This is a genomic window from Delftia lacustris (assembly GCF_040267515.1).
Taxonomy (GTDB): Bacteria; Pseudomonadota; Gammaproteobacteria; order Burkholderiales; family Burkholderiaceae_C; genus Comamonas; species Comamonas tsuruhatensis.
On sequence record NZ_CP141274.1, the window covers coordinates 6,093,966 to 6,106,225 of the forward strand.

Here is a 12,260-nt window from a genome sequence, read left to right on the forward strand (position 1 = left end):
GTGCGCGGTTCTCGGTTCCTCGGGCACAGGGGAGGACTGTTGGTTGTGCTGGCTCATGGTCGGTGCATGCATGCTGGGCTCCCTCTTCATTGCTCTGTCTTGTCTGTCTCTGTGTTGCTGCTGTCTTGCTGCCGGTGCGCCTGTGCGGGCGGTACAGCGCTAGAACTGGTAGGCCAGGCTGGCATTGACACGCCAGCCGGGCTTGGGCATTTCACTGGGTGTGCGCAACGGCTTGCCCGCGATCAGCTCGGCGAAGCCGCCCGCGAAGGCGATGCGCAGCCCGCCTCCCGCGCTGGCCAGGGCATGTGAGCGGCTGTCTGCAACGGTGGACAGCCGCGCCGCATCCACAAACAGGTAAGGCTCGTAGCGGATCTGCCCGCCCAGGATCTGGGGCGGCCGCTGCAACGCCCATTCATTGCGCCAGACCATGCCCTTGTCGCCGCCAACGGCCGATTCGGGAAATCCGCGCACGCTGCCCACGCCTCCGGCGAAGATCTGCTCGGACGAGTACAACGGATGCCGGCTCCATTGGCCCAACGCACGCGAGCGCCAGGTCAGGAGGCTGCCCAACGGCCGCTCCACCGATGCCGACAGCTCCAGCTTGGTGAACCGGTAGCGGGCGGCCTCCCGGGGCAGGTCGGCCGGGTCGCGGTTGGTGTCCAGCCAGGGCATGCCGCGCGAGATGCCCGCATCGACCGTCCACTGGCCCAGCCCCTCGCCGGCTTGAAAGCGCGTGAGGCGGTTGATGCCCAGGCGCAGCACGGCCTGGGTCTGCGGGCTGAGCGAGATGTTGTTGACGGAACGCTCGGACTTGCGGTGCGAGAAGCTCAGGTCCATGGCCGTCTTGCTGTTCTGGTCGCGCTGCAACAGGCGGCTCAGCGACAGCGTGTAGGTCTTCGATGTGCCGTGGACCAGCGCGGTGTCGCCGATGAGGTTCTGGTACTCCGAGACGGAAGCCATTGCCGACAGCGTGGCATAGCCCAGGGGCATGGAGAAGGTGCCATACAGGGCGTTGGTTTCCGTGCTGGTGGTCAGGCCGGCGCCCAGCGACTCCATCAGGCCCAGCACATTGCCGGCGTCCAGGCCCAGCTGCACGCGAAGGCGGCCGGTGGCGGCCGCGCCCTGGTTGTCCAGCGAGACGTTGTAGCGCGCGGCCTGGCCCGCCTGATTGACGAACTCGACGATGGAGCCGCCCGGCTGCGTGCCCGGGCGGATCTGCACCTGCACGTTGTTGCGCCTGAGGCGGTTGAACTGGTCCACCGACTGCTCGATGTCGCGCAGGCGCAGCACGTCGCCCTGCTTCATGGCAAGGGCCAGATGCACGCCCGGAGCCTGATCGTCGCCAGGACCGACGGGGGTGCCGTTGAAAAGCAATTGCTCGATGCGGCCCGGCACGATGGTGAGGGACAGCACGCCCTCCTGCAGGCTCTGGTTGCCCACGTAGGCACGCGAGGTGGTGTAGCCCGCAGCGATCAGGGCCCGGTTGACCCGCTCCAGCAGCACGTTGATGTGTTCGACCCCGATCGAGCGGCCGACAAAGGGCGCGGTGACCCTGGCAAAGACAGCCTCCGGCAGCAACGCCATGCCGTCTTGCCTGATGGTATGAATGGGAAAGGCCGGTCCCTGGGGCTGCAGGCCTTCGGGGAATCGGTCGTCCATGCCTGCGGCTGCGGCAGCGGGTTGCTCGAATTCAATGCTGGCGGGTGCGGAGCGGCGCAGCATTTCCTCGCGCAGTTTTTCCTGCTGCTCGCGGATGATCTGGTCGTTAGGGTCGCGCGCAGACACGGGCTGTGCATGGACGAGCATCGGGCTGAGGGCCAGCGCGCAGATGCCCGCGGCGGAGATCCAGTGGCTCATGCGGTTCACCACCAGAAGATGCCGAGGTGGTCCTCGATGCGCACCGCATCGCGGGAAGGCTTGCGAATCACCTCGATGGCGCCGTCCACGCCTTCGGAGGCTTGCAACACCCCGCCGTCCTGGTATGCCAGCCCCTTGAGAACCAGCCGTCCTTGCTGGACGGTGTAGCTGCCGCCCTGGTCGGTGGCATAGATCCTGGCCCAGGTGTCGCCGAACAGGGCCTTGAGGCCCTTGTCACGCAGGATGACGGTATGCACGGGGCGCCCTCGCGCGATGATCTCGGGAGCCTCCAGGGTCATGCCCTTGCCTGCGTAGACCTGGCCGGCATCGTTGAGGATCTGCCCGCCAGCACGTATATCGACCGATTCGGCGCCCATGATCTGCCCGCCCACCAGCGCCTCGTTGGAGGAGGCTGTGCGCCTGCAGACGAACAGGAAGCAGCTTTGCCGGTATTCGAATCCGCCAATGCTGTGCGCCTTGGTCACGACGCTTTCTTGCGCCTCTATCTTGATGCCGCCCTGATTGGAGAACACATGGCCGCCCAGGTTGGAGAAGTTGCGCGCCTTGACCTGCACATTGCCTTGCGCCACCCAGTAGGCCTGGTTGGCAGGATCGGCCAGCTCGCCCATGTCCACGCTGTAGCCTTTCCTGCGCTTGAAGACGCTGTGCGATGCCCAATCTTCCAGGCCGGCACCGGCGATGTGCACGCTTTCGTTGCGCACATCCGCAGCTCCCCGAATGACCAGATCGCTGTTGGATACGATGCGTGCGTTGATGGAATCCACGCCCTGCCCGCTGTCCAGCAGCACGGAGCCTTCCTTGCCGAAGATCAGCGCGGTTTTCGCGGCCCCCACGGGCGTCCTGTGCTCTATGCCGCCACCGGCCTTGAGCACGACGGCATGGGCATCCTCTGCCTCGCCCACGCCTTGCTGGCCGGATATCTCGCCGCCCAGGTTGCGGATGGCCCCTTCGGCCTGGAGGCGAACACGGCTGCCGGCCGCCAGCAAGCTGGTCTCGTCGCCGCGCGAAACGAGCGCGATATCCCGGGAGCGTATGTCCACCTGCCCCTGGGCCTGCACCTTGCCGCCGATCTGCTCCAGCTGTCCCGTGCTGGTCAGCCGGAAATCCCCGGCCGAGGCCACCATCTGCCCCTGGTTGCGCACACCGGCGCCCTGGTCGGTCACCAGAATCTCGATACGCCCGGAGGTGACCTTGGAATCCGCATTCAGGTCCACAGCCAATGCGGTGCTGCGCGCCTTCCCGCCCTCGTAGTAGACCCATGGCGTCAAGTTGTCCGTTGGCGACGCCGCCGTATCGAACTGGGCCGTGGATTCCCCGGCCACCATGCGGACCAGGGCGCTTGACGATGAGAACTCGTTGGTGACGGCACCCTGCAGGGCAATGCTCTTGGCAATCATCTCCAGACGGATCAGATTGCCGGTGACCCCCTGCTCGCCAATCACGATCTCGCCTTGCTTCGTATGGACATCCACCAGCCGCTGGACATAGCCCGAAGGCTGCAATTGATCGCGCAGTGTCACGGCGCCCGTGGTCAGGGCAACGCTGCCGAAATTGACGAAGCTGCCTCCATTGACGCGTATGCCGTTCTGATTCGCAAAAATCAGATTGGCGCGGGGGCCATTGACATCGATGGTTCCTGTGATATGCGAGGGCGCAGCGGAGAACACCTCGGCCACGATGGTTCGCGCCTTGACGCCCTCATTCAAGAAGGTAAGTCCAGCCTTGCCCACATCGAACTGGCTGAAGCCGTTGTATGAAACACCGTCCGTGACCTGGGCCGGCGTGACCTGCACGCGGCCACCATCACCCATGTTCACCCGCGTGGCGGAATCTGGCAGGGCCGTGACCCTGGAAACTACCTCCGACCGGACTTCCCCCACTGTCCCCCAACCGCAGGCAATGACGCCCAGCGCACCGCAAAGCGCGGCGCCTCTCATTGATTTCTTCATATTGCATAGCCAGCCGCGCCCAGGCACCGGGTACTGTAGCCAGCCTGTCCATCTGGTTGAACTCCATTGCCGGCACATGGCATCCTTTGCCGGCAACCCTCTCTTTCAAAATCTCCACTGCCAATGGCTATGCACATAGCCCACTGACAGCGGGAGCAGATGATCAGCGAAATCACCGCTATCGCCAATACACTTTTTTTGACAATGGGATTTTCATCCTAGGAAATATCTAATTTTTCTGGAAAAAATCAGACCACTCCTAATTGATTAGCATGCCATTAATATGGCATTCGTTTTTTCCGTCGCCCGATTGGCCAGGGCGATAACGCCAATCACGCCAGTGCAGTTACCCGGGCCATGCGCCCGTCGGCCGGATGCTTCCCGCCACAGGTCTTCCCGCATTCCAGGCGTGCCGGCCGGAAACCTGTGCGCCACCTGCGAACCCGAGCGTGCTCCAAGGGCGTGGCCATGGCGGAATGTGCCGCCTGGCGCTTTGGCTTACCATCGCCGGCCCTCTGCTTGATAGGTACAAGCCATGATCCGCGTCTCTGAACTGAAACTGCCCCTGTCGGCGGTGCAATACCACCCCGACAGCCACACCGAATACCTGCCCCTGGAGCCGCTGCGCGCCCTGGCCGCGCGCCAGCTGGGCATTGCCGAGGAGGCCATTGCCTCCGTGCATGTGCACAAGCGCAGCTTCGATGCGCGCAAGTCCGAGCTGCTGGCCGTCTACATCGTCGACCTGACGCTGGCCGACGAGAGCCAGGAAGCCGCGCTGCTGGAACAGTTCTCCAGCCATGCCCATGTGAACCCCACGCCCGACATGCGCTGGCATGCCGTGGGCCAGGCGCCTGCCGACCTGCAGCGCCGGCCCGTGGTGGTGGGCTTCGGGCCCTGCGGCATTTTTGCGGCCCTGGTGCTGGCGCAGATGGGCTTCAGGCCCATCGTGATCGAGCGCGGCCGCTCGGTGCGCGAGCGCACCCAGGACACCTGGGGCCTGTGGCGCAAGCGCGAGCTGGTGCCCGAGTCCAATGTGCAGTTCGGCGAAGGCGGCGCAGGCACCTTCTCCGACGGCAAGCTCTACAGCCAGATCAAGGACCCGCGCCACCTGGGCCGCAAGGTGATGCAGGAATTCGTCACCCACGGCGCGCCGCCCGAGATCCTCTATGCCGCGCATCCGCACATCGGCACCTTCAAGCTGGTGAAGGTGGTCGAGGGAATACGCGAGGAGATCATCCGCCTGGGCGGCGAGATCCGCTTCGGCCAGCGCGTGTGTGACATGCGCATCGAGGGCGAGGGCAAGGACCGCCGTCTCACCGCCCTGGAAGTGCTGGACCAGGACAGCGGCGAGCGCCAGTGGCTGGAGACCGACCATGCCGTGATGGCCCTGGGCCACAGCTCGCGCGACACCTTCGCCATGTTCTACGAGCGCGGCGTGCACATGGAGGCCAAGCCGTTCTCGGTGGGCTTTCGCATCGAGCATCCGCAAAGCGTGATCGACCGCGCGCGCTGGGGCAGGCATGCCGGCCACCCGCTGCTGGGTGCGGCCGACTACAAGCTGGTGCACCACGCCAGCAACGGGCGCGCGGTCTACAGCTTTTGCATGTGCCCGGGCGGCACCGTGGTGGCGGCCACCAGCGAGCCCGAGCGCGTGGTCACCAACGGCATGAGCCAGTACTCGCGCGCCGAGCGCAATGCCAACGCCGGCATGGTCTGCGCCATCGACCCCTCCGACTACCCGCGCGATGCCAAGAGCTTTGCCTGGGCCTTCGACGGCAAGACCCATGGCGTGGAAAACCTCAAGGACGGCGAGCTGCACCCGCTGTCGGGCATCGTGCTGCAGCGCCAGCTGGAGACCAAGGCCTACCTGCTGGGCGGGCGCAACTACAACGCGCCGGGCCAGCTGGTGGGCGACTTCATCGCGGGCAAGGAATCGGCCGCGCTGGGCGAGGTCGAGCCCTCCTACAAGCCCGGCATCACGCTGACCAACCTGCACCACGTGCTGCCCGCCTATGCCATCGAGGCCATGCGCGAGGCGCTGCCCGCCTTCGGCAAGAAGATCCGCGGCTACGACATGCACGATGCCGTGCTCACCGGCGTGGAAACGCGCACCTCCTCGCCCGTGAAGATCGAGCGCGGCGCGGACTTCCACAGCCTGAACACGCGCGGCCTGTACCCGGCCGGCGAAGGCGCCAGCTACGCGGGCGGCATCCTGTCGGCCGGCGTGGATGGCGTGAAGGTGGGCGAGGCCGTGGCCTGCGCCATCCTCGGGCTGCCCCTGCCCTCGTCGGGGGCACGCGGCTCCGGTGGCGCAGCATGACACCGCGTCCGCCGCGTTTCGTCGCCCCCTCGCGCACCCAGCTGCTGGCCGCCATTGCGGCCATGGGCGTGGTGGTGCTGTCGTCCAACATCCTGGTGCAGTACGCCATCAACGACTGGCTGACCTGGGGCGCCATCACCTATCCGTTCGCCTTCCTGGTGAGCGAGCTGGTCAACCGCAGCTTCGGCCCGCAGCAGGCCCGGCGCGTGGCCTGGGTGGGCTTTGCCGTGGCCGTGGCCGCCTCGCTGGTGCTGGCGCCGCCGCGCATCGCGCTGGCCTCGGGCGCAGCCTTCATTGCCTCGCAGTGGCTGGACATCGGCGTGTTCCACCGCCTGCGTGCGGGCCGCTGGTGGCGTGCCCCCCTGGTGGCCACGCTGCTGGCCGCCTGCCTGGACACCTTCCTGTTCTGGAGCATCGCCTTCGCAGGCGCCGCCGAGCCCTGGGTGACCTGGGCCCTGGGCGACCTGGGCGTGAAGCTGGTGCTGGGCGTGGCGCTGCTGCTGCCGTTCCGCCTTGCCATCGCCCGGTGGTGGAAAGGCCCATCGGCAATCGCCAGCGCCAAATAGAGCCGACGCGGTTCGCACGGACTCGATCTCAAGCCAGGGGCACCGTGCAACGGGAAGCGGCTTCCGCCGCTCAGGGCGAGTCGAATAACTATGGGTTGCGCTGCAGATAGTCCACGGCCAGCGCGGCCAGTGAGCGCGCACCCGTGGGCAGTTGCTTCTCGTCGATATCGAACAGCGGCGAGTGGTTGGACGGCGCCTTCGCGAAATCCTGGCCGGCCGGCGGTGCGCCCAGGAAGTAGAAGAAGCCCGGAACCACCTTCTGGAACTCCGAGAAATCCTCGGAGCCGCTGACCTTGGGAATCACCATGGCCTTGCCGCCCATGGCCAGCTTGAGCGCGGGCAGAGAGGCCTCGGTCAGTGCGGCGGGGTTGGTGGTCACCGGATAGGCCACGGGACCGAAACGCACCTTGGCCTTGGCGCCGCTGGATGCCGCGATCTGCTCGGCCGTGGCGGTGATGCGCTTGTGTGCCTCCTGGCGCATGTCCTCGTCGAAGGTGCGCAGCGTGCCCTGCATCTCCACGTTGTCCGGGATGATGTTGTAGCGCGTGCCGCCCTGGATGGAGCCGATCGTCAGCACGGCCGGCTCCAGGCTGATGTTGAGCTGGCGGCTGACCACGGTCTGCAGGCCCAGCACCACCTGGCTGGCAGCGACGATGGGATCGACCGCATTCCACGGCGACGAGCCATGGCCGCCCCGGCCCTCGACCTGGATGCTGAGGCTGTCCGAACCCGCCATCAGCGGCCCGCTGCGGTAGCCCACCATGCCCGACGGCAGGTTGGACGTGATGTGCAGGCCGTAGATGGCCTGCACGTCCTTGAGCACACCGGCCTCCACCATGGCCTTGGCGCCGAAGCTGGGCACATGGCCGTGGGCATCGGCCTCCACGGGAGCGCCTTCCTCGGCGGGCTGGAAGATGAACTTCACCGTGCCGGGCAGCTTGGCGCGCATGCCGGCCAGCGCCTCGGCCGCGCCCATGAGCATAGCCACGTGGGCATCGTGCCCGCAGGCATGCATGACCGAAACCTCCTTGCCCATGTACTGGGCCTTGGCCTTGGAGGCAAAGGGCAGGCCGGTCTTCTCGGCCACGGGCAGCGCGTCCATGTCGGCACGCAGCGCCACGGTCTTGCCCGGCCGGCCGCCGCGCAGCACGCCCACCACGCCCGTGCCGCCCACGCCGGTCTGCACCTCCATGCCGAGGCGGCGCAGATGATCGGCCACCACCTTGGCCGTGCGTTCTTCCTGGCCCGACAGTTCGGGGTGCTGGTGGATGTCGCGGCGCCACTCCACCATCTTGGGCGCCAGCGGCTGGATGGCGGCATCCAGGGCCGCCAGGCCCTGTGCATCGAGCCCCTGGGCGCTGGCCGCCAGTGGCAGGCCGCAGGTCAGCAGCCCGGCCAGGGCGATGGAGCGCAGGCCTGTGCGCGGGAAGGAGGAAGGCTTTGTCTCGGCGCTGGTGTGGAGCATCTTCGTGGTCCTGGAAAGTGGCACAAGCAGCCATGCTAAAAGTGAAGCACGTATGACGGGCACGTCAAAATCGCCATTCGAGGAGCCAGAATCGCCATGCCCCGGACCTTTGTCATCGAGCTGCCCTGCCTGGAGCACAGCGCCATCGGCCACGCCGCGCACCTGGTGGAGATGCTGCGCAGCGCCAACCTGGTCGCCAGCCTGCGCCTGGGCCGGCGAACGCCGCGCTTTGGCTGGCGCTGGGTCGACGGCCAGGGCCGGCCCCTGCCCACCATGCCGCACGCGGACGAAGGCGCGGCAGCCGAAGGGCCCGCGCAGGCCGTCTTCGTGAGCGCGCTGCACTGCCCTGACATTCCCTCCATCCGCGACATCGTCGCCGCGCATCCGGCCCTCGTGCGCCGCATCACCACGGCCTTCGACCAGGGCCTTGCCGTCTGCACGCTGGGCAGCGCCGCCTGGTTTGCGGCAGCGGGCGGCCGCTGCCAGGGCCGGCTTGTGGCCCTGCCCTGGTATTTCATGGGCGGCTTCGGCCTGGACTTCCCGGGCATCGAACTGGCCGAGGGCCAGCCCTTCGTGGACGACAGGCCCTGGCTCAGCGCCTCCCACCCCGAGGCCCTGGCGCCCATGGCCGTCGCGCTCACACGCCATGCCTTCGGCGACGACCTGGCCGCAGCGCTGGCCGCCGTGCTGCAGCCCGATGCCCAGCGCGAACGCGCCACCCGGGCCGCCCTGCAGGACCGCCGCATTCCCGCCACGCGCAACAGCGTGCTGGCCCATGCCATCGCCTGGCTGGAGGCGCGCGTAGAGCAGCCCTATGACCTGCAGGCCCTCGCGCACGCGGCATCCACCAGCCCGCGCACCCTGCTGCGCCACTTCCAGCAGGAGCTGGGCCACAGCCCGCTGGACCACCTGCACCGCCTGCGCTGCGCACGGGCCCGGGTGCTGCTGGAGATCACGCTGGAGAGCGTACCGTCCGTGGCGCTGGCCTGCGGGTATGGGGATGCCTCGGCGTTTCGGCGGGTGTTCTTGCGGTATGTGGGGATGGCGCCTGCTGCCTATCGGGAAAGGCATGCGTTGAGGGCGCCGAGGAGGCGGTGGAGGGTGGGGGCTGCCTGATTGTTTTTGCCCCTGCCGGGTCAAAAAACAGACCCGAGAACAAGAAAGACTCAGTCCACCGTCACCTTCGCCTCCCGAATCACCCTCCCCCACTTCTCCGTCTCGGCAGCAATGAACCGATCGCACTCCTCAGGCGTGGACCCCTCCGCAAACGTCCCCATCACCTGCTCCAGCCGCTGCGACACCTCGGCACTGCGGATGATGCGCGACACCTCGGCGGACATGCGCTGCACGATCTCGCGCGGCACGCCGGCCGGCGCGATCATGGCCGCCCAGGTGCTGCCCAGCAGGCCGTCGTAGCCCTGCTCCACGAAGGTGGGCACGTCGGGCAGCGCGGCCAGGCGCTTGTCGCTGGCCACGCCGATGAGGCGGATGCGGCCGGCCTTGGCGGGCTGGATGAGGTTGGGCGGCGGGTCCAGGAACAGCGGGATCTGGCCGCCCATGAGGTCGGCCAGCGCGGGCGCGGCGCCCTTGTAGGGCACGTGGACCATGTCCGTCCTGGTGAGCAGCTTCATCAGCTCGGTGGTCAGGTGGGCGCTGGAGCCGCTGCCCGAGGAGCCGAAGCCCACCTTGCCGGGATTGGCCTTGGCATAGGCGATCAGCTCGGGCGTGGTCTTGAAGGGCGCATTCATGGCCACGGCAGCGACCAGGGGCGAGACGCCCATCAGCGAGACGCCGACCAGGTCCTTCTTCGGGTTGTAGGGCAGCTTGGGATAGAGCGTGGTGTTGGCCGCATAGGCCGCGATGACCACGCCGAAGGTGTGCCCGTCCGGCGCGGCCTTGGCGATCTGGTCGACGCCGATGATGCTGTTGGCGCCGGGCTTGTTCTCCACGATGACGGGCTGGCCCAGGGCCTTTTGCAGGCCGACCTGCAGCAGGCGCGCCATCTGGTCGGTGAAGCCGCCTGCCGTGTACGGAACGATGATGCGGATGGGCTTGGAGGGCCAGGGGCTCTGGGCCCAGGCCGAGGGGGCCAGCACGGTGGTGGCTGCTGCAGCGGCGGCAGCGGTAGATTGCAAAAAGCTGCGGCGGGAAGTCGAAGGCATGGTGTCTCTGGATTCTTCTAAGTTGAAAAATGGCCCCCACGCTACCCTTGCTGCGCAAGGTCCGCTGCCCCCCAAGGGGGCCGCTTTTCATCTTGGGGCGGCCCGGCGATGAAAAAACGCCACGCAACAGCGCAGCGTCGGATGGAAAACAAGGCTCAATACCCCCGCGCCACATCCACAAGGTTGAGCAGCGGCTCGCCCGCGCGCAGGCGGCGCAGGTTCTCCAGGCACTGGCGGGCCACGGTGTCGGCCGAGGCCTGGGCCGCGATGTGCGGGGTGACAAAGGCCTTGGGATGGCCCCAGACCTTGTTGCCGGGCTGGGGCGGTTCGTCGCGCAGCACGTCCAGCGCGGCGCCGGCCAGGTGGCCTTCGTCGAGCAGGGCCAGCAGGTCGTCTTCCACCACCTGCTCGCCGCGCCCCACGTTGATGAAGTAGGCACCGCGCGGCAGCAGGGACAGGGTGCGGCGGTCCAGCAGGTCGCGCGTCTCGGGCGTGAGCGGCAAGGCGCAGACCAGGATGTCGCTGGTGGACAGCAGTTGCTTCAGACCTTCGGCACCGCTGTGCGTGGCCAGGCCTGCAATGCTCTTGGCGCTGCGGCTCCAGCCTGCGACGGGGTAGCCGATGGCCTGCAGGGCGCCGGCCACGAAGCGGCCGACCTCGCCCAGGCCCAGGATGCCCACGCGGCAGTCTGCGCTGGCGCGCACGGGGCGGCGCAGCCAGTCGCCGGCCTGCTGCTGGCGCGCGAACAGGTCCAGCTCGCGCGTGTGGCGCAGCGCGGTGCCGACCACGTACTGGGCGATCTCCACATGCTGCTGCGGATCGACCGTGCGCGCCACGGGCAGGCCGGCCGGCAGGTCGGGCACGGCCAGCAGCTTGTCCACGCCCGCGCTGGGCGCGCACAGCAGCTTCAGGCCCGGATAGGCCGGCAGCACGCCCGGCTTGAGGCTCCAGGCAAGCATGGCCTCGACCGCATCGGCCGGCGCCTCTTCGCGGTGGCCCCAGACCTGCACGCCGGGCGCCAGCGCGCGCAGCGAGTCGACGATGGGCGCGCCCATGCTCGGGTGGATATTGACCAGAATTCCCATGGTTTCCTTCAGTCCTTGTAAGAAGGGTCTATGCGGTCCAGACGGCGCAGCAGGCCGGGCCAGGCCAGGCCTGCGCCCTTGCCCTTGGTGACCTGGCGCGACTGGTTGACCGCGTCGGCAATGATGTCCTGCGGGATGCGCGTGAGCTCGCCGCCGCCCGACTGCGCCAGGATCTGGATGCGGCAGGCCGACTCCAGCGTGTACATGGCCAGCACGGCCTCGGCCACGTTGCGGCCGCAGGTCAGCAGGCCGTGGTTGCGCAGGATGAGGAAGTTGCTGGCGCCCAGGTCATCGACCAGGCGCGGCTTCTCGTCGTCGCGCAGGGCCACGCCTTCGTAGTCGTGGTAGGCCAGGCGCGCCAGCGGGAAGATGGACTGCTGGGAGATGGGCAGCAGCCCTTCCTTCTGCGCCGAGACGGCCACGCCGTAGCGCGTGTGCGTGTGCAGCACGCACTGCACCTCGGGACGGCCGTCGTGGATGGCGCTGTGGATGACGAAGCCGGCCGGGTTGACGTCGTACTCGGTCTCCATCAGCGGCCGGCCCTCGTGGTCCACCTTGACCAGGCTGGACGCGGTGATCTCGTCGAACAGCATGCCGTAGGGGTTGATCAGGAACTGGTCGGGCTGGCCCGGCACGCGCGCCGAGATGTGGGTGAAGATCAGGTCGTCCCAGCCGAAGTGGGCGACCAGCCGGTAGGCGGCGGCCAGCTCGATGCGGGTCTGCCATTCCTCGGCCGTCACCTGGCGGCGGACCTCGGACATCGTGGTGTCGTTGCTCATGGGGTGTACCTCTTGGTGGACATCGTGGTGGACATCGTTTGGAGAAAGCATCCGCC

General features: G+C 67.6%; 9 protein-coding genes. 3 read left to right on the forward strand and 6 right to left on the reverse strand.

What is annotated here, in order from left to right:
- Window positions 1-159: 159 nt before the first annotated feature.
- Together U6958_RS29340 and U6958_RS29345 are read right to left on the reverse strand one after the other, a co-directional pair.
- Window positions 160-1,857: a ShlB/FhaC/HecB family hemolysin secretion/activation protein gene (locus U6958_RS29340; protein WP_061289830.1), complete on the reverse strand. Its 1,698-nt coding sequence runs from the start codon at window positions 1,855-1,857 to the stop codon at window positions 160-162.
- Window positions 1,858-1,862: 5 nt separating this feature from the next.
- Entirely contained in the window at window positions 1,863-3,689 is a 1,827-nt protein-coding gene (locus tag U6958_RS29345) for a filamentous hemagglutinin N-terminal domain-containing protein (RefSeq protein WP_074924330.1), read from the reverse strand.
- 673 nt (window positions 3,690-4,362) lie between these two features.
- On the opposite strand from U6958_RS29345, the gene U6958_RS29350 reads away from it, so the two are divergent.
- Window positions 4,363-6,147, forward strand: a complete 1,785-nt coding sequence (locus tag U6958_RS29350) for an NAD(P)/FAD-dependent oxidoreductase (RefSeq protein WP_016454771.1) — start codon at window positions 4,363-4,365, stop codon at window positions 6,145-6,147.
- The gene (locus U6958_RS29355; RefSeq protein ID WP_074924322.1) at window positions 6,144-6,713 is read left to right on the forward strand and encodes a VUT family protein; all 570 of its coding nucleotides are present in this window, start codon (window positions 6,144-6,146) and stop codon (window positions 6,711-6,713) included. Before U6958_RS29350 ends, U6958_RS29355 begins: the two co-directional genes overlap by 4 nt.
- 88 nt (window positions 6,714-6,801) lie before the next feature.
- On the opposite strand, the gene U6958_RS29360 is transcribed toward U6958_RS29355, so the two are convergent.
- Window positions 6,802-8,178, reverse strand: coding sequence for an amidohydrolase (locus U6958_RS29360; RefSeq protein WP_074924319.1), 1,377 nt, complete (start codon window positions 8,176-8,178; stop codon window positions 6,802-6,804).
- Window positions 8,179-8,274: 96 nt separating this feature from the next.
- On the opposite strand from U6958_RS29360, the gene U6958_RS29365 reads away from it, so the two are divergent.
- The gene (locus U6958_RS29365) at window positions 8,275-9,294 is read left to right on the forward strand and encodes a GlxA family transcriptional regulator (protein WP_017406210.1); all 1,020 of its coding nucleotides are present in this window, start codon (window positions 8,275-8,277) and stop codon (window positions 9,292-9,294) included.
- A gap of 50 nt (window positions 9,295-9,344) precedes the next feature.
- Here U6958_RS29365 and U6958_RS29370 read toward each other — a convergent pair whose 3' ends face one another.
- The 3 genes from U6958_RS29370 to U6958_RS29380 all read right to left on the reverse strand — a co-directional run bounded on the left by U6958_RS29370 (window position 9,345) and on the right by U6958_RS29380 (window position 12,204).
- Window positions 9,345-10,340 carry a tripartite tricarboxylate transporter substrate binding protein gene (locus tag U6958_RS29370; protein WP_074924316.1) on the reverse strand — a complete coding sequence of 332 codons (996 nt, stop codon included), beginning with the start codon at window positions 10,338-10,340 and terminating at the stop codon, window positions 9,345-9,347.
- 155 nt (window positions 10,341-10,495) lie between these two features.
- The gene (locus U6958_RS29375; RefSeq protein WP_074924314.1) at window positions 10,496-11,425 is read right to left on the reverse strand and encodes a glyoxylate/hydroxypyruvate reductase A; all 930 of its coding nucleotides are present in this window, start codon (window positions 11,423-11,425) and stop codon (window positions 10,496-10,498) included.
- 8 nt (window positions 11,426-11,433) lie between these two features.
- Window positions 11,434-12,204: a class II aldolase/adducin family protein gene (locus U6958_RS29380; RefSeq protein WP_012203336.1), complete on the reverse strand. Its 771-nt coding sequence runs from the start codon at window positions 12,202-12,204 to the stop codon at window positions 11,434-11,436.
- Window positions 12,205-12,260: the final 56 nt, after the last annotated feature.